At 48.5% G+C, this 21372-nt stretch carries 18 protein-coding genes; 13 read left to right on the forward strand and 5 right to left on the reverse strand.

Features of this window, described 5'->3' with window-relative positions; all coding sequences use genetic code 11:
- Nucleotides 1–8: 8 nt before the first annotated feature.
- Entirely contained in the window at nt 9–854 is an 846-nt protein-coding gene (locus EA392_08365) for a TonB family protein (GenBank protein TVR38873.1), read from the forward strand.
- On the opposite strand, the gene EA392_08370 is transcribed toward EA392_08365, so the two are convergent.
- Nucleotides 846–3929, reverse strand: a complete 3084-nt coding sequence (locus EA392_08370; GenBank protein TVR38874.1) for a T9SS C-terminal target domain-containing protein — start codon at nt 3927–3929, stop codon at nt 846–848. The genes EA392_08365 and EA392_08370 overlap by 9 nt on opposite strands.
- A gap of 108 nt (nt 3930–4037) precedes the next feature.
- Between EA392_08370 and EA392_08375 the strand changes: the two genes are divergently transcribed.
- Nucleotides 4038–4733: a DNA-binding response regulator gene (locus EA392_08375; GenBank protein TVR38875.1), complete on the forward strand. Its 696-nt coding sequence runs from the start codon at nt 4038–4040 to the stop codon at nt 4731–4733.
- Nucleotides 4730–6100 carry a sensor histidine kinase gene (locus tag EA392_08380; protein ID TVR38876.1) on the forward strand — a complete coding sequence of 457 codons (1371 nt, stop codon included), beginning with the start codon at nt 4730–4732 and terminating at the stop codon, nt 6098–6100. Before EA392_08375 ends, EA392_08380 begins: the two co-directional genes overlap by 4 nt.
- A 2-nt stretch (nt 6101–6102) precedes the next feature.
- Here the strand turns inward: EA392_08380 and EA392_08385 are convergent, their stop codons facing one another.
- Nucleotides 6103–6366 carry a hypothetical protein gene (locus EA392_08385; protein ID TVR38877.1) on the reverse strand — a complete coding sequence of 88 codons (264 nt, stop codon included), beginning with the start codon at nt 6364–6366 and terminating at the stop codon, nt 6103–6105.
- Here EA392_08385 and EA392_08390 point away from each other — a divergent pair.
- Entirely contained in the window at nt 6359–7651 is a 1293-nt protein-coding gene (locus tag EA392_08390; GenBank protein ID TVR38878.1) for a porin, read from the forward strand. The two genes, EA392_08385 and EA392_08390, sit on opposite strands and share 8 nt — an antisense overlap.
- Before the next feature lie 152 nt (nt 7652–7803).
- Here the strand turns inward: EA392_08390 and EA392_08395 are convergent, their stop codons facing one another.
- Both EA392_08395 and EA392_08400 read right to left on the reverse strand, forming a co-directional pair.
- Nucleotides 7804–9156, reverse strand: a complete 1353-nt coding sequence (locus tag EA392_08395) for an MATE family efflux transporter (GenBank protein TVR38879.1) — start codon at nt 9154–9156, stop codon at nt 7804–7806.
- Nucleotides 9157–9200: 44 nt separating this feature from the next.
- Nucleotides 9201–9932, reverse strand: a complete 732-nt coding sequence (locus EA392_08400; protein ID TVR38880.1) for a DNA/RNA non-specific endonuclease — start codon at nt 9930–9932, stop codon at nt 9201–9203.
- 53 nt (nt 9933–9985) lie between these two features.
- Here EA392_08400 and EA392_08405 point away from each other — a divergent pair, with 53 nt between their 5' ends.
- From EA392_08405 to EA392_08425, 5 genes are all read left to right on the forward strand, one after another.
- On the forward strand, nt 9986–10726 hold the full coding sequence (locus EA392_08405; protein TVR38881.1) for a serine/threonine protein phosphatase: 741 nt from the start codon (nt 9986–9988) through the stop codon (nt 10724–10726).
- A gap of 56 nt (nt 10727–10782) precedes the next feature.
- A complete protein-coding gene (locus EA392_08410) occupies nt 10783–12936 on the forward strand; it encodes a M3 family peptidase (protein TVR38882.1) in 2154 nt (717 codons plus the stop codon).
- A gap of 3 nt (nt 12937–12939) precedes the next feature.
- Entirely contained in the window at nt 12940–13797 is an 858-nt protein-coding gene (locus EA392_08415; GenBank protein TVR38883.1) for a hypothetical protein, read from the forward strand.
- A gap of 56 nt (nt 13798–13853) precedes the next feature.
- A complete protein-coding gene (locus tag EA392_08420; protein TVR38884.1) occupies nt 13854–14483 on the forward strand; it encodes a T9SS C-terminal target domain-containing protein in 630 nt (209 codons plus the stop codon).
- 171 nt (nt 14484–14654) lie between these two features.
- Nucleotides 14655–15824, forward strand: a complete 1170-nt coding sequence (locus EA392_08425; protein ID TVR38885.1) for an acyl-CoA desaturase — start codon at nt 14655–14657, stop codon at nt 15822–15824.
- A gap of 11 nt (nt 15825–15835) precedes the next feature.
- On the opposite strand, the gene EA392_08430 is transcribed toward EA392_08425, so the two are convergent.
- Nucleotides 15836–17014, reverse strand: a complete 1179-nt coding sequence (locus tag EA392_08430; GenBank protein ID TVR38886.1) for a proline dehydrogenase — start codon at nt 17012–17014, stop codon at nt 15836–15838.
- 21 nt (nt 17015–17035) lie between these two features.
- Between EA392_08430 and aroB the strand changes: the two genes are divergently transcribed.
- Genes aroB through EA392_08450 form a run of 4 tightly spaced genes read left to right on the forward strand, consistent with a single transcriptional unit; the run spans nt 17036 to nt 21324 of the window.
- Nucleotides 17036–18208 carry a 3-dehydroquinate synthase gene (gene aroB / locus EA392_08435; GenBank protein ID TVR38887.1) on the forward strand — a complete coding sequence of 391 codons (1173 nt, stop codon included), beginning with the start codon at nt 17036–17038 and terminating at the stop codon, nt 18206–18208.
- Nucleotides 18198–19421: a 3-phosphoshikimate 1-carboxyvinyltransferase gene (locus tag EA392_08440; GenBank protein TVR38888.1), complete on the forward strand. Its 1224-nt coding sequence runs from the start codon at nt 18198–18200 to the stop codon at nt 19419–19421. The genes aroB and EA392_08440 overlap by 11 nt, the downstream gene beginning before the upstream one ends.
- Complete coding sequence (locus EA392_08445) at nt 19418–19945, forward strand: T9SS C-terminal target domain-containing protein (GenBank protein TVR38889.1); 528 nt, start codon at nt 19418–19420, stop codon at nt 19943–19945. Before EA392_08440 ends, EA392_08445 begins: the two co-directional genes overlap by 4 nt.
- 2 nt (nt 19946–19947) lie before the next feature.
- Nucleotides 19948–21324 (forward strand): tail fiber domain-containing protein, encoded by a 1377-nt coding sequence (locus EA392_08450; protein TVR38890.1) that lies wholly within the window; start codon nt 19948–19950, stop codon nt 21322–21324.
- Nucleotides 21325–21372: the final 48 nt, after the last annotated feature.

Consider the following 21372-nt stretch of genomic DNA (forward strand, 5'->3'; position numbering starts at 1 on the left):
TTTGTAAGGTGAAACAGAATTGCAGCACAAAGTTTAAAGTGGGACGGATTTTTCGTAACCCATCGGCGATTGAAGACGTATCCTCCGGTATATTTTTCAATTGTACCATCATGAGCCGACTGTTGATTGTTGCATTGTTTGTGGGATGTTTGAATGGTTTAACCGCTGTTGCTCAAGACATCAAGAAAGAAGCCGTTCCGGGCATCAGAATCTATCTGGATGCCAGAATGAATGAATGCAAGCGGAAGAACGCCATGTACTTCATGAAAGTGGACCAGGTGGAAGACGGTGAGTTTCTTGCCATGGTGTACTTTATGGATGGAACCCTCAAAATGCAGGGCTTTTATCTGGATCCGGCGCTGGAAACCGCACATGGTGACTTCACTTACTATTATGAAAACGGCAACAAAGAGTCTGAAGGGGCCTTTGACATGGGAGCCAAAATAGGCGTGTGGGAGCGATGGAATGCAAATGGCACAGCTAAAGCAGAGCGTTACTACACCGGTTACAAGTTTGGTGAAAAGCCCGTTTACGACCCCGATGTATATCCGGAATATCCCGGGGGCGACCCCGCCATGCAGGTGTTTCTCCGTGAGAACCTTCAGTACCCCGAGCCTGCGCGAATTAACCGTGTGGAGGGAGATGTCTTCGTGACCTTTGTAGTGAACAAGGTAGGACAGGTTGAGCAGGTTCTGGTGCGCAATTCTCTGGATCCGCATCTCGACAAAGAGGCCATTCGTGTGATTGAAAGCATGCCCCACTGGACTCCCGGTACCAAAGACGGAAATCTGGTAAATACCCAACTGGGGATGCCCATCAAATTTCGTCTTGATGAAGCCGCTACATCAAGGTAGTTTGATTACTTTGATGACGGCCAGCGCATCGGGGCTTTCAACCCTGAGCAAGTAAGTTCCAGCGGGCATACCCTCAAGCGAAATTTCCTGAGAAACACCTTGTGTGCTTCCCCATGTGCGCACGGGCTGTCCGTTGCTGTTAAGGCAGGATATTTGAGTGTTCGGCTGCGTTTCACTCCAACGAAGCGTTATACGGTCGGTAGTAGGGTTTGGAAAAACACTGAGTTGCATGGCTTGCTTCTCATAAACCCTTGTAAAAATATCCGATACGTCAAACCCCATCCTGCAACCCAATGCTGATTGATCCTGATTTGACGCGTGCAAAATGATTTTACCCTCGCCGGGGTGTCCGTTACCTTGTTGCGGCAGGTAAACGGTAAAGTCAAATGCTCCGAACATCACATCGGTTACTCCGTGCGCCAATGTGTCCAGATGAACCGAGTACTCAAAAGGGGGGAATCCGTCGTTGCCAAGGGTTATCTGCGGCACGCGACTGTCGAGAACCAGGTAAGATAGCTGACCGTCGAAATGAGATGCCGGCAATCCGTCAATATCAACAATGCCGCCTTCCAGCCTGATGGTGGTGCCACCTGTTAGCTCATCCAGTTCTGTTCCTGTATTTGGATCTGAAAGGCTGCTTACCTCAATGTAATAATCGGCATATTTGAGCCGCACCATCGGGTCGCCCAACAGATTAATAGAACGGTGGCTCATGATACTCGAGCTGAGACTCGCATTTTTTGCGTTTCTAATTAAATCACCCAATCTCGGATATCCGTCTTCATATTGGGTAAAGAGGTTGTTGTTGAAATGGTTGTTAAAAGTGAAGTTGGAAGATGAGTAACCAAGCCGTGCATTGCTCACGCAGGCAATGGCTCCTCCATCAGGGTTGATCATCAGGCGTTCGCCGCCGGAAACAAACTGGGGCGCATCAAACTTACTGAAGTCACAATTAGCCATGAAGTGAAAAGGAAGCCGTGTGCCGTTTTGCAGCTGCTCAATAGTCGTATCCACAAGTACCTGTTCTGCTGCCCAGTTGCTATGACCGCTGTGGCCTGTATAGTTTACCATAAACTGCCCGGCATTCAGTTGCTTGCTGATTTCCTGGCTGGCTTCGGGGTAGCGATTACCGTTGGGGGTGCTTACCTGTTCATAGGCATCTATGTACACTTTGCTGAGGTGAAGCGCGCAGTTGAGGTTCTCCAGGTTTTCGGCAATGGCCTCCGCCTGCGTCATGTGTATGTTGTTGTCTTCGTCATCGGCCACGATCAATACCTTGTACTGCCAGTTGCCGTTATTTTCGGGTTGGCTGTATGCAATGATTTTATCCACCATGGCCTGGGCCTCTTCTACTGACTTGGCAGGTAATCTGCCTACGCCTGCATCGAGGGATTCCTGAAGCAAATTGGATTTTTGAGGTTGCAACAGCACAAAGTAATCATCAGAACAGTAGGTGGTAATGAGCGCAAAAGATGTCTCTGACTGGAACGTGGGCACGAAACACGAATTCGGGTGAACATGGCCTTTGTAATCAAAAGAAGCGTCGCCAAGCAGACAGAGGTAGCGAGGTCTTTCTTCCGGCGATGGTGCATTGTTGTAAAAGTAGCGCAGATAGTCCTTGATGGCAGTAATGTCTTTTGCGCCTCCGGAAAACTCACGGTAAATTTCATCCGTGGTGGCTACATTGACGCTCAGTTGATTGTGACTTTCGTGAAACGCAGCAAGTTGAAGGGCTTGTGCAAGAAAATCCGGATGGGTTACAATAAAGCCTTCGGCAAAAGGTTGTCCTTTGAGGTTTTGATTGGGCAGAATACCGAGGTAATGAGGGCTCAGCGTGTTGTTGAGGTTGAAGCAGACAAAGCGACGAGCTTCATCATTGATTCGTTGAAATACCATATTACCGTTGTATGACAGGGCAGGGCTGAGCCGAACCGGGGCTGCAAAAGAGGAAATATCCCACACCATGGTTTCAGTATTGCCATTGGCAACGCGGTATTCCAGCACTTCATCACTGGGCGCTGAAGGCGGGGAGCGAAACAGAAACTGTTCCTGGTTGTGTAAGACCAAATGACGTTCTACCTGAAGGGTGATGAAGTTAATCCAGGCCGCGCTGGCGCTGCTAAAAGGATCGAGCGTAACGGATACAGGCGTGAGGGTTCCATTTACTTCAAAGGAAAAAATGTGGCGGGCAGCACGTACATAGTCATTGAGGTAGTTATTGGTAACATTCAGCACCTCAAAGCTGGATTGAGTGCCCGCCGCTTGCACTTCAAACGTGTTGGTGTTACCCATCCCCAACGCCCTGCTGATTACATTTACCTCGCACAGACCTTGAGAACCGGCAACGGCTCCCGGAATTTGGAATACAAAATCGTGCGTTAGGACATCGTAAAAATTTTCTCCGAACCATTTCTTTCCGGAACTGAATAGGTTCCGCAGGTAGGTTTTGTGCAGAAAAGGTTCAGGGCTTTGATTGATCACGTGTTCAGTGATGACCATTTGGCCGGGAGCCTGTGTGACCCGTAAACCGTATCCATGGTCAGTAGTCAGGAAGAAATGTACCTCATCGTCGTAAAGGTTTGTGCTGTGACGGTATATACCATCAGCTCCGTGGTAAGTCCATGTGGTCTGATCAGATCCGTAAAAAAGTAAATAGTCCCCGGGTTCAAAATGACCATCGCCCCCATCTCCCACATATATCGCTACTTCCCTGAGGTCTGAAGGGCGCGGAACCCAGTTTTGCTCGGGGAGCATTCCGGGGCCGTGGCTAAACAAGCGCAAATATTCTGAGGCTATCGGAGCGCTCAATACACCCAAACCTTCAAGGTCTTCGAAGGTTAACTTGTACACCCCGTCACTGGATGTTGTGAAGTGATGCCAGTTGCCCGAACTCAGGAGCGATGACTGGCCGCATAATTTCAGCACTCCAAAGCAGAGAATGAAAGCAAGCAGCAGCGTTGAGTGTCTGTTTAGCATGTGAGCAAAATTAACCAATTCGGAGGTTTGATTAAACCGGAGTGGAAGCGGTTTGTAGCCTAATTTTGCTGAAAATACAAGGCCTAAAAAGCAAGTCAAATACGGTTTTACTTTTAGAAAGAGGTAGATGGATAAAAAGGAGTTGTTGGATGAAAAGGCACCAGCGCCTCAACTGTTCTATTGGCAAACTTCAATTAACTTTGAACCATGAGCACAGGTAAACGCATTCTGCTTGTTGAGGACGACCCGGTACTGCACGCCAATATTTGTGATGCTCTGAAGGCTGAATCGCTTGATGTTATATCGGTATATGATGGCCAGATTGCGGAAAAAATGCTGCAAAGAGATTCGTTTCATTGTGTTATCTTGGACATTAACCTGCCCGGTAAAAATGGTCTTGAGCTTTGTCGCGACCTTCGGCAACGCGATAAAAAAACATTGGTTTTAATGCTTACAGCCTTTGGCGAACTGGATGATAAAGTATCAGGTTATGAGGCAGGAGCAGATGACTATTTAACCAAGCCATTTTACATGCGCGAACTTGTGCTCAAGTTGCAGGCGCTGCTTAAACGCAGTGACGAAGACAACCCTGCACGGAGTCAGGAGCAAATTGTTGTGGGCGATTTAACAATCACTCCTTCTACTGCTGAAGTTAGTAGGCAGGGCAAGGAAATTTCGCTTACCCCAAGAGAATATCAGATTTTATTGAAGCTCACGGAAAGACCGGGTGAGTTGGTGTCAAAAAAAGAGCTGATTCAAAAAATTTGGGGTCGCTCTATCGACATCAATACCAATACTGTGGAAGTGTATATTAATTTCCTGCGAAACAAAGTAGATAAGCCTTTTGGACGGTCCTCCATCAAGACCAAAGTTGGCTACGGCTATTATTTTGAGGTGCAATGAGCATTCAACGCAAGATTTTGCTCTACTTTTCGGTCACAGCCATTGGCCTTAGCGCCCTGTCGCTTTCATTTATCTACACCTTGTTTTACGAGTTTCGGGAAGAGGAATTTCAACAGCGTCAAAAAGCCCAGGTTACCAACACGGTGCAGTACCTAAGCACCGTTGAGCAGATGGAAAGTGATATCCTCAGAGCCATCGACAAGATCAGTATTGAGCGCATATATGACGAAAAAACTCTTCTCTTCAACAGCCAGAGGGAACTCATCTATGAGAGTTTGGATGATACGTCCATCCCTTACTTTGCCGACATTTTGACCGCACTTTCGGCAGAGACACCCTGGATAGAGCAAAAAGATGGCTTGTACGATGTGATCGGGATGTATCTGGTGGTAGGAGGAGAAAGCTACTACGGTATCAGCAAAGCTTACGATGAGTTTGGCTACTCCAAGCTCAACTATTTGCGCACAGTGTTTATCATAAATTTGTTGATTATCAGTGTTTTTATTATTTCCGTGTCGTTTTATCTATCGAGGCTCCTGTCAAGACCTATTGTGGATGTGGCCGAAACTATTGATAACTACGATGTGGAGGTCGAAAGTGAGCCCATTCGAGTATCGAACAGCAACCGGGAAATAGATGTTCTGGTAAAGCGCTTCAACCAATTGATGGCTCGTATGCGCAAGGCTTTTTCGTTTCAAAAGCATGCTATTCATCACATCTCGCACGAATTGAAAACGCCCGTGGCCATTTTGGTTTCCAATTTCGAACGGATGGAAGCAGAGGCCGACGGTGATAGACTGAGAGAGATGCTGAAAAACCAAAAGCAGGATACGAAAGCTCTGAGTAACATTATTGACGCCTTGCTCGAGATATCCAAAGCAGAGTCTGGTGGAAAGGTAAGTATGCAGCAGTTGAGGGTGGATGAATTACTTTTTGATACCGCTGAAGATTTACAAGGGCTATACCCTGAATTTACCTTCACCATTGAATATGCGGGGGCTTCTGATAATGAGTCGAAACTGACTGCAAAAGCCAATCCAACGTTGCTCAAATCGGCTTTTACCAACCTCATGTTGAACTGTATTCAGTACAGTGAAGAAACCCATGCACGTATCAGCATTGAACCCAGCGAGGAAAGCATTGACATACGCTTTGTAAACAAGGGCCAAACGATTGGTGAAAAAGAGCAAGCATTTCTTTTTCAGCACTTTTTCAGAGGTGAAAACAGCAAAGGAAAAAGTGGGTTCGGTTTGGGATTGGTATTCATTCACAAGATTATGAAGCTGCACAATGGGGCCATCGAATACAATACCGACAAAAAATACAACCGTTTCACCCTGCGAATTCCAACCTTGCCTTCACTGTAAGCTCACCCCTCCTCAGCCTTTGTCATTCTGCATTTTGGTCTAAAGCCAAATTTTAACCGGGTTAAGAGTATTTTAAGCCTATTGACGTGTTCTTTGCACTCCGCGCTTAAGAACGATGGTTTCATCATGAACCTCTTCGGCGCTTGATGTGGGCTGTGAAAAAAAGTGGTGAAAATGAGATTTTGCGCGTTGAATTGGTGTTGTGTTCGGTTAAAATTCTCTGCCTTAATATTCCTCTCCTTTTTTCTGAGCGCTGACTTGCTCAAGGCTCAGGAAAATGACAATGGTGCAGAGGGGGAGGAAGCAAAGAAGGAGAATAAGCAAGACAAACCTCTCATTGATACCCTCACTTACGAAATGCGTGCAGGGCTTCCCATTGCTGCCTCCAAGATTTATTTCTCCGATCGCAAATTCACCTTTTCAGGATTTGGAGAAGTGAATTACACCCATTACGATGGTCCAAAAGACCGTTCCAGTCAGGATATTGAGCTTTACAACACCAATCTTTACCGTTTTGTGAGCTATTTGGCCTACAAACCAAAGCCATGGCTGGTTCTTTACGGTGAGGTCTTTGCAGAATTTTATCAAGATCAGCGACTGGAAAACGACTTCGAATTATTTCTGGAGTTCTTCGCAGATTTCCTCATTCACGAGCGCTTTAATGTGCGCATAGGAACCCATCAGGTTCAAATTGGGTTTGTGAACAACAACGATGAGCCCATTCAATTCTATTCAGTAAATCGCCCTGAGGTGGAGCGTGTGATTATTCCTTCGCAGTGGATTGATTTGGGTGTTATGACCTATGGAGCAATATCCAAAGACCTGAGCTATTCGTTGTCGGTTTACCAGGGGCTGGATCCATCCGTGTACAATGGGGGAACCTGGATACGCAGAGGTCGAGGCGATGAATTTCGGGGTGCGTTCAATTCCGCATTACTCAACGGGCAATTGGAGTACAGTGGTTTGAAAAATACCACAATCAGCCTGTCGGGACTCTACACCCAGGCGCGCGACATGAAGGGGCAGGAAGATTTTTCTGCCGATACATGGCTCGTTTCATCATACATTCGAAATTCCTGGAAGAACTGGACATTTCTGGCGCTTGGTTCTATTGGTGGCATGGGAAGCACCCCCGCCATTCACGATTTTACAGGTTTTGCCAATAGTGAAAATGGTACGCTGTCCGGCCAGGTGCTCGGCAGTCGCGTGTACGGGTACTACGCAGAGGTTGGCTACGACATACTGCCTCTTTTCAGAAAAGGAAAAGCTAAAACAGCCAAAGGAAATTGGCTCTATCGAAGCAACGAGTTAAAATTGCCGCTTTTTGTGCGTTACGAAAGGTTAAACACCCATGCAGACATAGATCCGGAACTGGCCGACCTCGAAAGATTCCAAACTAACCTGACAGCCATTACCGTAGGAGTTAATTTCAACCCGCGGAAGAACATAGTGTTCAAAACGAACTATCAATTTCGCATGAACACCATAGAACTTCCCACAGGTGAATTGGAGGGTAATCGGTTTGAAATAGGTCTCGGTTTTATTTTCTGAACTCGCTGATTGTTCATTGGGTTTTGGTGCCGGTACGACAGGGAAAAAGGAAAACATTCGGGAATTAACTGTTGGCCGAATAAGGATTCTCAACCTGAATTGTACCCACCGAATTGCTGCGAATCATTCAATTTTCCATAAAAGCTCAGCCATCAAAGCACCCCTTGCCATCGTTGCGAAAACTTGCGCTGAAGTTTCCAGAAGCGCGCCAGCAACAACACCGCCGAAATAGTCAGGCCTCCTGCAAGAGCATACCAGATCCCCATCACGCCTAACGATGAATGCTGCGAAAACAAATAGGCCGCTGGCAAGGTGAGCACCCAATACGCAAGAAATGTGATGAGTGTAGGAATTTTTACATCCTGCAATCCGCGCAGTGCACCCAGCCCTACCGCTTGAAGTCCGTCTGAAAGCTGAAACAATACCACAACCATTAACATTTGGGCTGCCAGGCCAAGTACCACGGGGTCGTCGGTGTAAAAACCTGCCAGCGCTTTGTTGAAGGTTAGAATGACGAGGCCGGCAAAGGCCATCCAGGCCGTTGTCATGGCGAATAAGGTGAGAGCGGCCCGTTTGAGGTTCATCGCATCTCTTCTACCCAGTTGATTGCCAATACGCACGGAAGCTGCTGCACCCAGCCCTGTAGCGGCCATGTAGCTCACACTGGCTATATTGATAGCAATGTGGTGTGCCGCAAGGGCAGAAGCGCTAATCATTCCGGCCAGTACTGCCGCTGCTGAAAAGGCGCCTACTTCAAAGATGTATTGCAGCCCTGAGGGAATGCCGAGGTCCAATATGCGGCGGGCAACCTTCATTCTGAGCCCAGCACCCCAGAGCTTCAGTTTGAATTTTGCAAAGCGCACATGACGAAAAACATACCACCACATGGCTGCCATCATCAGGATACGCGCAATCAGCGTAGCCCAACCTGCTCCATTGAGCCCAAGTTCGGGTAATCCCCAGTTTCCGTAAATCAGGAGGTAGTTGAGACCAATGTTCAATACGTTGCATCCGATACTAATGACCATGGCCGTGCGTGTGTCCGACAGGCCTTCGGCAAACTGCTTAAAGACGAGAAAAACAACCAGTGGTATGACCGATGCGCTGATAATGGCCAGATAGGGCAGGGTAAGAGGCACTACGCCCTCGTCCTGACCCAAAAGATGAATGAAGGGGCCCAGCGTCATGGAACCAAAAAACAGAAGCACTCCCAGTCCTAAGCCAATCCAGAAACCGTGCTGAAGCACAACAGCTTGCAAATGCCTTCCTCCGCGGCCTTCAGCATTGGCAACCAGTGGGGTAATGCCCATCACTACTCCGATGCCAAACACCATAAACACCGAAAATAAGCTGTTGGCCAGCGCCGCAGCGGCCAGTGGCAGGGTGCCGAGCTGGCCTACCATCACACTGTCTGCAACGCTCACGGCGATGTGGCCAAGCTGTCCTATCATCACCGGAACAGCAATGTGCAGGTTGGTGCGCAGATGTTTTTTGATGCTGTCCATGGGGCGGCAAAAGTAAAGCTATTGCACGGCCTGTGGAGAAGGATTTATTCCCAAAGCTTAGGATGGTTTTCAACCGCTTCGATGCGCTGCTGGGTGGTGTCGGCGAGGTGGCTGAAAAAAGACAATCCGCTGTTGGTTTCCAACTGTCGCACAGACATGGCGAAACTTGCCAATGGCTCCGGTGAGTTTTCATTCGGAATCACAAAAGCAAGCGCATAAAAGTCATTTTGGGTGTAAAATAGCAGCGCCTTGTAGTACGATTTTGGCACACATACCTCTCCCGAACCAATGGTTGAGAAGCTCTCATGGTTTTGAAGAATCGGACCGGTGTACACCAGAATCGAGTCGTGGCTGTGCGTCCATTTTCTTACTTGTTCTTCCAGGCGTTTCCAAACACCGCGGTTGCATCCTGCTGTTTGCGGAGAGATATTCGAGAGCCAGAACGACTCGTCCATGCACTCCTGGCTGTGGGTCATATCACCCGCCGGAGCCAGATGTCCACGGTCATAACCACTTTGCTTGTAGTCAGTTAGTTGGGCAGATTTGCCTTCCGCGATGCGCGGGTCAGGCCGAAAATTGTCCTTTCGTCTAATCAGGCCCTCGGTCATTTCGCGCCGCAAGGTGTAACGCACCCAATGGGGCTGTTTACAAGGAATATGGTAACCAATTTCAAGGCAATCTGAACTGAGCAGCAGATGAATGTTATCCTCCGGAGCAACAACCGCCGATTCTGCAATACGCGTCGCTTGTCGACATGCCGACAATAAAATCAACATCAACGCCCAAATAGCTATGAACCGGAGTATCCTTCTCACGCGATAAATGTACAATGCAGTTTTCCATCGACGATAAATTTTCGTTTTTTGGTGCGCAATTCAAAACGATGTCAACCTACGTTATAGGCGATGTTCATGGATGCCTCGGAGCCCTTAAGGCCCTGGTAGCCGCTACGGATATTAAGCCCGGCGACACCCTCATTTTTTTGGGCGATTACATCAGCCGCGGAACCGATTCAAAAGGAGTCATTGACTGGATTCTAGAACATCAAAGCACCTACCATATCATCGCTTTGAGGGGCAACCACGAGATCATGATGCGCCGCGCAAGGAAGGGAAAACGCCAGTTTATGCAATGGTATCGCTTTGGGGGAGAATCAACACTGAAATCTTATGGCATTACTGAATACTCCAATTGGCGAGAAGCGGTTCCCAAAAGCCACTGGAAATTCCTCAAGAGTACCCGTAGTTATTATGTGTGGCGGCACTTTGTTTTTGTGCATGCCGGTCTCGAAAACGGGGTGCCGATGCACGAGCAAAGCAAGGCCGCTCTCTTTTGGAGAAAGTACCCCAAACCCGAAAAATACTCAGAAGATGCCGTTGTGATCTGCGGCCACACACCCCGCAAAGACGGAAGAATTGCAGACTTTGGTCATGCTATTTGTCTGGATACTTATGCCTATGGCGGCAAGTGGTTAAGCTGTCTGCATCTGCCTTCCGGAAGGTTCTGGCAGGCGCGGGAAAAGGGCAAAACCCGGAAAGGCATTCTCCCTGGTGCGATGGCATTGCAGTAGTCCTTAAAAAAAAGTGCGCAAATGTTACCTTTGCGCCCTTGTAACCTGATGACGTAATGAAAAACCTGTTTATTCTGTTTGCTGTTATGAGCTTTATGTTCCACGCATGCACACCCGGTGCCGATAGTGCCACTCAAGAAAAAGTTTCAGACGAAGCCAATCCCCTGTTGGAAGAATTTACCCTTCCCTTCGGTGCCCCTCCGTTTGATAAAATCCGAAATGAGCATTTCCTCCCTGCGATTAAAGCGGGTATAGCTGTGCACAAAGAGGAAATTGAGGCCATCGTCAACAACCAGGAGCCTCCAACATTCGAGAACACCTTGATGGCACTCGACCAAAGCGGCAGATTGCTGGGCCGCGTAAATACCATCTTCAGTAACCTGAACTCGGCGCACACCAACGATGAAATGCAGGAAATTGCCAAGCAGATTTCCCCGCTCCGAACCGCCCACGACAATGATATCAGCCTCAATGCGGATTTGTTTGAGCGGATCAAAACCGTTTGGGAGAAGCGCGATGCTGAAAATATCACCGGTGAGGACCTTCGCCTGTTGGAAAGAAAATACAGGGAGTTTGTGCGCGGTGGTGCATTGCTGAACGAAAAGCAAAAAAGCCGTCTGCGAGAGATCAACGAACGATTGAGCATGCTGAGCCTGCAGTTTGGCCAGAACGTATTGGCCGAAACCAATGCTTTTACCCTCGAGATTGACAACGAAGAAGACCTCGCGGGTTTACCCCAATGGTTGGTTGATAACGCCGCCGATGCTGCGGCCAGCCGCGGTAAAGAAGGAAGTTGGGTATTCACACTGCAGTGGCCATCAGCCATGCCTTTCTTTCAGAATGCCGAAAACCGGGAGCTGCGCAAAGAGCTTTGGACAGCCTTCGTGAACAAAGCCAACAATGGTAATGACAACGACAACAACGAAATCATACGCGAGATCATCACCCTCCGAATTGAGAAAGCAAATATGCTGGGTTACGAAAACCACGCAGCTTATGCTTTGGAGGAAAACATGGCCAACTCAGTTGATCGTGTAAATGAACTGCTTGACCAGCTTTGGATTCCTGCCCTGGAGGCTGCCAGTCGCGAAGCCGCAGATTTGCAGGCCATGATTGAAAGCGAAGGTCATGATTTTACCTTGCAACCCTACGACTGGCGTTTCTATGCATCGCGTCTCAAGGCAGAGCGTTTTGACCTCGATGATGAAGAAGTGAAGCCTTACTTCAGCACTGACAACGTTCGCAACGGTATTTTTATGGTTTGCGAAAAACTTTGGGGCCTGAAGTTTCGCGAAATCAACGACCTGCCTGTTTACCAAAAAGACGTGCGCGTTTTTGAAGTGATGGAAGCCGATGGCTCGCACATTGGCATTTTGTACGAAGACCTATTTGCTCGCGACTCAAAGCGCGGAGGTGCCTGGATGACTTCATTCCGCAAGCAGTATTACGATGGCGACGAGCGCCAGGCTCCGCTGATTAAAATCACCTGCAACTTTCCTCCTCCAGGAGCAAACACTCCCTCTTTGCTCACTTTTGACGAGCTTACTACTTTTTTCCACGAGTTTGGACACGCCCTCCATGGATTACTGAGCGATGTACAGTCTTATGAGTTGTCAGGAACTTCGGTAGCCCGCGATTTTGTTGAGTTACCCTCACAGCTGCTCGAAAACTGGGCAACTGAGCCCGAAGTAATGAAAATGTACGCTCGTCATTACAAAACCGGTGAAGTGATTCCTGATGAGTTGATTGCCAAACTTGAGGCCAGCGGCACCTACGGACAAGGCTTTGCTACTGTAGAGTACCTGGCATCCACTTTCCTCGATATGGCTTTTCATACGCTGGAGGAGCCTTTTGAGGGCAGCGCAGAAGACTTTGAAAAGGCGGCCATGAAGGAGATTGGCTTGATTGATGCCATCGTGCCTCGCCACCGAAGCACCTACTTTTCGCACGTGTTTTCGGGGGGCTATTCTGCGCGCTACTACAGCTATATCTGGTCGGGTGTGTTGGATACGGATGCCTATGAAGCTTTTGCCGAAACAGGTGATTTCTTCCACCCGGAAAAAGCGAAACTCTTGCGTGAGCACATCTATTCTTCGGGTGGAACGGCTGATCCCATGGAGCTTTACGTGGCTTTCAGGGGGGCCGAGCCTACCATTGAACCATTGCTTCGCAAGCGAGGTTTGATGCCACCCAAATCAGTTCGCAAGTAAGTAATGAGCGGGTTGAGGTTGATACTTGTGTCGGCCTCATTCCTTGTCTTACAATGCCTGTTAGCCTCAACTGCCTCTTTCGCTCAGAGCGATTGTAACCTGGTTGAAGCAGGACATTCGCACAACGATTACCTGCGTGAGAGCCCACTTTTTGACGCTCTGAACCGGGGTTTTCTCAGCGTGGAGGCCGACATTTTTTTCGCCAATGGCAATTTTACGGTGGCCCACACGGTATTCGGTCGTCGCAATAAACGAAACCTGCGCAAGATGTATCTCGAGCCCTTAAAAGCCCGCGTAGATTCATGCAACGGCAGGGTGTTTTGTGATTGTCCGCAGGTATTTGAGCTCATGCTCGACCTGAAAGGGAGGTGGGATGCCGACCGTCTTCATGGGTTGAATGCACTTCTCGCTCAATTTGAAGGCATGTTGGAGCGCGTGGAGAACAATCGCGTACTATCCGGATCTGTGAGAATCGTATTGTCCGGTGCCGCGCGCATTCAATGGGCCGATACTTTAAATGTGAGGCGATACTTTTTTGATGGCGGCATGGGTAGCCTGGCCAGTGCGGCTGATAGCTCCATCCTTGCGCGAAACAGCGCAAAATATTCATCCTTTTTTTCGTGGACCGGAGAAGGCGAGATGCCGGAAAACGAAAGAAGCATATTGAAGAATCTTGTTGGCAAGGCCATTGAAAACAACAGGAAGCTTAGATTTTGGAAAATGCCTGAAAACGAGAATATTTGGCAGGAATTTTTGGATGCCGGCGTGCAGTGGATGAATGTAGATGACCTTGAGAGATTTAATCGGTTTTTCGGGAAATGGAACAATACTCCACGGGATGGGAACAAAAAAAAGAACTGAATGGAAAACCTTTTGGCGACGAATGCGTCATTGAGATGTAAACCAAACAAAAACCTATGATTTCAAAATCTACCCCTTTCCTTATCATTTTGGCTCTTTTGACTCTTCCTTTGCAAAAGGTTGCCGCCCAGACTACGGTTGATGTCACAGTGTCAAACAACGTGTACACTCCGGCTAACATCACCATTAATGTAGGAGACACCGTTCGTTGGACTAACATTCAGGGTAATCACAATGTAAACGGCACACAGGCTACCTATCCCAACAACCCGGAGTCATTCGGAAACGCTGTGGCGGGGCCGGGCTGGGTACTTACCCACGTATTTAACACCCCCGGATCGTACGATTACCGATGTGATCCTCATCTTTTTGTTGGTATGACAGGTACGGTAACAGTCAATGATGTTTCAACTTCTCTGAACGAATATGACGCGATGGTACCCATCGTCTTTCCCAATCCTGCAAACCATGTGGTTAACTTTCGCTTCAATGACCAGGCGATGCTTGGTTTTCAGCAAGCAAACATCATTCTTTTTGATCAACTCGGAAAGCAGCATCGCGATGTGAACCTCTTGGAGCGAAGTGATATTCAAATAGATGTGGCAGGTTTGCACAGCGGATTGTACGTCTATCAGGTTTGGACGGATGGCCGCATTGTGCACAGCGGCAAGTTAATAGTGAAGTAGCTTTGAAGTAGTTTTTGGTGAAAGCACTTTTATCCTTCCTATATTAGATTTGCACATAATTACCTTTTATTCCTTACCTTTGCCGTTGTACCTGAACCCTGCAAGTTGAGTAGCCATTTGAAAGACAAAGAAGGTTATTCATCAGTTACAGGGGGTTTCTAAATCCTTTTTATGGCTCAAGTTATATCTCCATCATCCCCAGCCAACACGACCTACTCCAAGTTCCAGCAGAAGAATGTTAACACAAAAATCCGCTTTCCCAGCAGGGAGGGTCAGGATTTTCACAAGGCCGTAATCGCTCGTGTTAACCAGTACTTCAAAGACAACGGTATTTCTACTTACGCCAACTGGCAAATGAAGTTGAAAACGGTGGTTCTATTGACATCTTATTTCGCGTTGTACTTGGCAATTATCAGCGGTCAGTTTAGCATTTGGGTCATGTGGCTTATGGCCGTTGGCTTGGGTGTAGCTACTGCCGGTATTGGTTTCAGTGTGGCACATGACGCTATTCATGGGGCCTACTTCAAGAGTAAAAAGCTCAATTATCTGCTGGGTCTCACTATGAATCTCATCGGCGGGAACCGCTACGTTTGGAGCATTACACACAACGTGGTGCATCACACCTACACGAACATACATGATCACGACGAAGATCTTGAGGTAGCTTCATTTATTCGTTTATCTCCGCATGCTCCGTTGCGACCTATTCATCGGTTTCAGCACATTCTTGCATTTTTAACCTATGGTCTGGCCAGCTTTTTCTGGGTGTTTGTGAAGGACTATAAAAAACTCGCTCAAAAAAGTATTGGTCCGTACGACGGTAAAAAGCACCCCACGAAAGAAATTGTGATGCTGATCGTAACAAAACTGTTTTACTACGCCTATCTTATCGCTATTCCATTGCTTGTTTTGGATATTACATGGTGGCAGTTCATTATTGGGTTTCTTACAGTGCACCTTACCGCCGGGATGATTCTTGGCATTGTGTTTCAGATGGCGCACACAGTAGAAAACACAGAGCAGCCGCAAAGTGATGCTGAAGGAAGAATGGAAGATTCATGGGCCGTGCATCAAATGAAGACCACGGGCAACTTTGCCATGAACAATAGGTTCATCAACTGGTATGTGGGTGGCCTGAATTTTCAGGTTGAACATCACTTGTTTCCCAACATTTGCAGCATACACTACACGGCTATCAGTCCCATTGTGAAGCAAACGGCAGAGGAATTCGGCGTTCCCTACAACTATTACGAAACCTTTGGCGAAGCCATTGCCTCTCATTACCGCCAGCTCAAAAGATGGGGTCGCCCCGAGTCACAGGGTAACGCGGTTCCGGCCTGATAGAGCAAATCTTATTTTTTCACCTGCTTCCTGCGCGCTTTTTCCCTTAGAATCAGGCTCAGCTCGCGCCCTGTTTGTCCTTGTGCTGAGGTGTTTTCTTCTGCTCGTCGGATAAGGTAGGGTAGCACCTCCCGCACCGGACCGTAAGGCACATACTTGGCCACATTGTACCCCATGTTGGCAAGGTTAAAGCTGATGTGATCGCTCATTCCGAAGAGCTGAGCAGAATAAATGCGCGTGTCGCTGGCATCAATTCCTTTCTCTTCCATCAGGTGCTTCAGCAATATGGAGCTTTCTTCGTTGTGTGTGCCGGAGCAAAACGAAATGCGGTCGAGATGTTGCAGGCAAAATCGCAGAGCCTCATTAAAGCTGCGATCCGTATCTGCTTTGGTATCGTGAATGGGCGATGGGTAGCCTTTTTCTTCGGCCCGATCACGCTCCTTTTCCATGTAAGCCCCCCGTACAAGCTTTTCGCCCAGAAAGTAACCTCCTTGAACCGCGGCGTCGTACGAAGCTTTAAGAAACTGCAGCCGGTCTTTTCGGTACAATTGTATGGTGTTGTACACGATAGCGCGTTCCTTGTTGAAGCGCTCCATCATTTTGGTGGCAAAATGGTCAATGGCAGGCTGTATCCACGTTTCTTCTGCATCAATAAAAACAGGAGTGCCTGAATCGTGAGCCGCCTTGCAGATGCTGTCAATGCGCTCTTCAACCCTTGCCAGTCGCGCTTTTTCGCGGTCATTGAGTTCCTCGCCCAAACTGAGTCTGGTGAGAATGCGGTTGGGCGCTATACCCGTCACTTTAAACACACAAAAAGGAATGTGTGGGTTGCCGTTCGAGGTGCGAATGGTGGCCAGAATTTCTTCGGCTGTGGCGTCCAAATCGCGCTCATCCTCCTTGCCTTCCACAGAGTAGTCCAAAATGGTTCCGATGTTGTAGCGATCCAGCAGTTGGGTAGTCTTTGCACATTCTGCAATGGTTTCGCCGCCACAAAACTGCCGAAAAATGGTGGCCCTGACAGCACCCCGAATGGGTAGCCTTAAGGCTAAACCAACCTGTGTCAATCCCTTTCCTATCTTCATCAACCACGGATAGCTGATCATCTTAAATAGCCAGTATGCCCGGTTTAGGTCTTTGTTGCTTTTGCTGCTAAAAGCAACCTCTGTATTGTTGAATGGATCACTGCTCATCGCGACAAATTTAAAATTTGAATGCACGCACCTTTTCATTGCAGCACAAAAAACTATCTTTGGTTCCCTTTGTACCAACCATCCGTGCCTGCAGCCGCCAAAAACACCGAAATATTTGCCTCGGACTATTCCGTGAATGTAGGCAATGGTGCGCTTTTTCAGCTTGAGCGAGACCTCTGTCTTCTCGATTATTCGCGAAAGTATATTTTGGTTGATGAGAATACCATTCAACACTGTTTGCCGATTGTTATGAATGATGTGCCATCGCTCAGAAAAGCAGAGGTCATTGAGATTGAGAGCGGGGAGAAAAACAAAACCATTGATATTTGCAGCAGTGTGTGGGCTGTGCTGGCCGAGCTTCAGGCCGACCGTCGGAGTTTAATGGTAAACCTGGGCGGTGGTGTAATTGGTGATTTGGGTGGATTTGTAGCAGCAACCTATAAACGCGGAATAGACTTCATCAATGTTCCCACCACGCTCCTTGCACAGGTGGATGCGTCGGTGGGCGGAAAGGTGGGTGTAGACTTACAAGGCCTCAAAAACATGGTGGGCCTTTTTCGGAACCCGAAGGGCGTGTATGTGTACCCGCAATTTTTGAAAACACTACCGAAATCTGAGGTAATGGCGGGTTTTGCGGAAATGCTCAAACACGGCTTGATTCAGGATGCGAAGCATTTTGATGATTTGCTCAAATTCAGTTTTTCGCAGTTTGAAGCTTTGGAGCCTCATATCATTAAGAGTATTCAAATCAAAAACCGTGTCGTACTGGATGACCCGCTTGAGAAAGGAGTGCGGAAGCTGCTCAATTTCGGACATACCATCGGTCACGCGCTGGAAACCTACAGCATGGAAACCATGAAGCGGGGCTTGTTGCACGGAGAGGCGGTGGCCATCGGCATGCTCTGTGAAGCCTATCTGAGTAGGGAAATGCTGGAGCTGAATCCGGAGGTGCTCGAGAGACTTTCGGCCTTTGTTCTAACCCATTATCCGCCATTCGCCATGGATGCCCTGGCTCATCACCGGCTCATTGAAATCATGCGCAACGATAAAAAGAATGTTGGCGACGAGTTGAACTTTTCTCTGCTTCGCAATGCCGGCGATGCCGTGCACGACCAGCAGGTGAGTGCCGATGAGGTAGTGCGGGCGCTCAATTATTACCAAAGCCGAATCCAAACCCAGATTCATGCTTCCTGATATATCGGGTTGTAAAATCATTTCGGGAGAGGTACAATTGCCTCCTTCCAAAAGCATTCTCAACCGGCTTCTGATCATTGCCGACCTTGCCGGTCAGGAGCTACCGCCCCAATCAAGTTCAGACTCCGGCGATTCGGTCCTTTTGCGCAACCTGCTGCAAAGAAAACCGGAGCAATATTATGCCGGAATGGCCGGCACGGTAGCGCGTTTTCTCACCGCCCGATTGGCCATTCTGCCTGGTGAGCATTTGCTTACCGCAGCCGACAGAATGCTGCTGCGCCCAATGGCCCCGCTCATTGATGTTCTGCAATCATTGGGTGCAGACATCACGTGCCTGGGTAACGAAGGGTTCCTGCCTTTGCGCATCGGTGGAGTGAACATGAAAGGCGGCAAGGCGAGCATCTCCGGTGAAATCAGCTCTCAGTTTATTTCGGCCTTGCTGATGGTGGCTCCCTATTTCAAGAACGGGCTTGAACTGGATGTACGGCCACCATTTCATTCAAAGCCCTACGCACTGATGACAGCGGCACTGATGCGCGAGGCAGGCGCAGAAGTAGAAATCACTAACAACCGATTTATCGTACCGCCCAAGCTATATCACTCCTTTCCCAGCTCGGTAGAGTCTGATTGGAGCTCTGCCGCGTTTTTTTACCAGTTGCTGGCAGTTGCGCGAACAGGCTCTCTTGTATTGCCCGGACTAAAAAAGAACAGCCTTCAGGGTGATGCCTTCGCTGCAACTTTTTATGGCCGGTTGGGAGTTGAGAGTAAGTTCACCGGCAAAGGAGTGCACATTCAATACAATCCGCACCAACAGCTTCCCGGGAAAATAGATATTGACTGCAGCGCTTTCCCCGATTTAGTGCAAAGTTTTGCCTGTGCTTGTGCGGCCTTAAAAATACCAGCCCGGTTTACAGGTATTTCAACTTTAAGGGATAAGGAAACCGACAGGCTGGGGGCCTTGTATCTCGAGCTTATGAAACTCGGAGTCTTGATGAGTTGGGATGAAAACAGATTGGAACTGATTTCATTCCGCAAGGCAAAGCCGGTTACTATTCGAACCTACGGCGACCACCGCATGGCTATGGCGTTTGCACCGCTGCACGTACTCTTTCCAAAGTTGAAAATCGAAAATCCTGCGGTTGTTGCTAAGTCTTTTCCCCATTACTGGGACGAACTCAAAGCCGTTTGTATAATGGATGGACCCATGGGGTGAGAAATGGTTTCACCAATGGATTGTTATTTTTGGAACGCACGAACATTAAAAACACAGCCATGAGAAGTTTTCTTTTACTCTTTATGCTCCTGCCCACATGGGTGTTGGCGCAGCAATCGCCGGTAGCCGGCGGAGGTGATGCCGTTGGACCCGGTGGGAGCGTGTCGTTCTCGGTGGGTCAGGTGGCGTACAAACACTATCAGGGAACTGCCTCGGTGAATGAAGGTGTGCAGCAGGTGTATGAAATATCTCCTGTTACATCACTCCAAGAGGATGAAAATCTTTTTCAGCTCGTGGCTTATCCCAATCCCACAGCGGATGTGCTGTGGCTTGAGGTGCTGGGTGATGCTGAACTTGGCGAAACACACTATCAGATGGTGAGTGTATCGGGGCAGCACCTTGGCTCAGGTATGATTACCTCTAACCGAACCGAAATCAGTATGGCCCATGTGGCCCCCGGATCTTATGTGCTTCGCATCAGTGGAGCCAATAACCAATCATTTAGAATCATCAAAAACAGATAAGCATGAAACGAATATTTTGGGCCTTTGCCTTCTTGTTGGCAGGGATGGAAGTTGTAGCGCAAGCGCCCCAGCGCATGAACTATCAGGCGGTGATTCGGGATCAGTCAGATATGCTGCTCACCAATACCCAGGTAGGCATACAGATCAGTATCATTGAGGAATCAACTTTTTTCCCGGTGTTTTTGGAACAACATACTGCCAATACAAACCAAAACGGATTGGTAACACTTGAAATCGGTGGGGGTAATATCCTCAGCGGCAGTTTGGAGTCCATTGATTGGGGTAATGGTGTGTATTCCATTCAGGTAGATACCGACCCAAATGGAGGTACGGATTACACCGTATCCGGAACGAGTAATCTTCTGAGTGTGCCCTATGCATTTTATGCAGCCAATGCGGGAGAAGGAGGGGGCCAAACTACTCTTAACGAAGCCTACAACGGAGGTGGAGCAGGCGAGGGTAGAATCATCATTGCCGACGCAGGCGCAGTTGAAATTGAGAATGCTGGAGGCAACACCACCGCCCTGAAAGTGAGCAGCAGCGTTGCCAATTCATTCGTTATCGATGCGTCGCAGCAAAATTCTGGTGTGGCTATTCGAGCTGAAAGCACCAACCCGGCCAATACGTTTGCCGCCGTGCAGGTAGAGACGAACAGCTCACTGGCGGATAATGCTGCCCTCACCGCTCAGAACGCAGGGGCCGGTTTCGCACTGGCAGGCCAGATACCGGTCGGTGCAACGGGAAATGCCGCTGTTCTCGGCTCTAACTTTCGAACAGATGGTGGCTCAGGCCTAAGAGGGGTTGGCTTCAATGGCACGGTGGGTATTGCCACGAATGCACAGGGTTTTGGCGTGTTCGGAGCCAATGAAAATCCCGCCTCGGGTGACAACCTTAGCATCGGAACCTACGGTATTGGATTTAATGGAATTTTTGGGCAAACTACGGATGTAGTGCAAGGCTGGGCGGGCTATTTTACCGCAGATGTCGGCGTAGAAGGAACCGGCTTTGCCCTGGGCGGATGGGTGAACGCCTCCGATTCCCGACTCAAAAGTGAGGTGCGCCAAATTAAGACTGCGCTCGATAAAATTACCGGGTTGCGGGGTACGCACTACACCATCACCACACCGGTTCGAACACCCGAAGGTGAGCTTGAACAGCGCACACGTCAGCAATACGGTGTCATCGCACAGGAACTGGAGGCCGTCTTCCCGGAGATGGTGAGTGAGCGGGCACTTTTCAGCAACGCAGGAGACGACAGTCATTACAAAACAGTAGACTATATCCAGCTTATTCCGGTGTTACTCGAGGCTGTTAAAGAACTGAACGCGGAGGTAAAAGAGCTGCGCAACCTGTTAAACGAGGTTAACAACAACGAATAGAACAGCATTCAAAACCACAAACTTTGTACATTAGGGCGCCTTTTTAAA

Source organism: Cryomorphaceae bacterium, from assembly GCA_007695365.1.
GTDB lineage: Bacteria > Bacteroidota > Bacteroidia > Flavobacteriales_D > SKUL01 > SKUL01.

Excerpts from the sequence above, each read along its gene's own strand:
- EA392_08450 (TVR38890.1), top strand. The coding sequence starts at position 19,948 with ATGAAACGAATATTTTGGGCCTTTGCCTTCTTGTTGGCAGGGATGGAA.
- EA392_08380 (TVR38876.1), top strand. The coding sequence starts at position 4,730 with ATGAGCATTCAACGCAAGATTTTGCTCTACTTTTCGGTCACAGCCATT.
- EA392_08425 (TVR38885.1), top strand. The coding sequence starts at position 14,655 with ATGGCTCAAGTTATATCTCCATCATCCCCAGCCAACACGACCTACTCC.
- EA392_08405 (TVR38881.1), top strand. The coding sequence starts at position 9,986 with ATGCAGTTTTCCATCGACGATAAATTTTCGTTTTTTGGTGCGCAATTC.
- aroB (TVR38887.1), top strand. The coding sequence starts at position 17,036 with ATGCACGCACCTTTTCATTGCAGCACAAAAAACTATCTTTGGTTCCCT.
- EA392_08400 (TVR38880.1), bottom strand. The coding sequence starts at position 9,932 with ATGTTGATTTTATTGTCGGCATGTCGACAAGCGACGCGTATTGCAGAA.
- EA392_08395 (TVR38879.1), bottom strand. The coding sequence starts at position 9,156 with ATGGACAGCATCAAAAAACATCTGCGCACCAACCTGCACATTGCTGTT.
- EA392_08430 (TVR38886.1), bottom strand. The coding sequence starts at position 17,014 with ATGAGCAGTGATCCATTCAACAATACAGAGGTTGCTTTTAGCAGCAAA.
- EA392_08420 (TVR38884.1), top strand. The coding sequence starts at position 13,854 with ATGATTTCAAAATCTACCCCTTTCCTTATCATTTTGGCTCTTTTGACT.
- EA392_08415 (TVR38883.1), top strand. The coding sequence starts at position 12,940 with ATGAGCGGGTTGAGGTTGATACTTGTGTCGGCCTCATTCCTTGTCTTA.
- EA392_08440 (TVR38888.1), top strand. The coding sequence starts at position 18,198 with ATGCTTCCTGATATATCGGGTTGTAAAATCATTTCGGGAGAGGTACAA.
- EA392_08375 (TVR38875.1), top strand. The coding sequence starts at position 4,038 with ATGAGCACAGGTAAACGCATTCTGCTTGTTGAGGACGACCCGGTACTG.
- EA392_08410 (TVR38882.1), top strand. The coding sequence starts at position 10,783 with ATGAAAAACCTGTTTATTCTGTTTGCTGTTATGAGCTTTATGTTCCAC.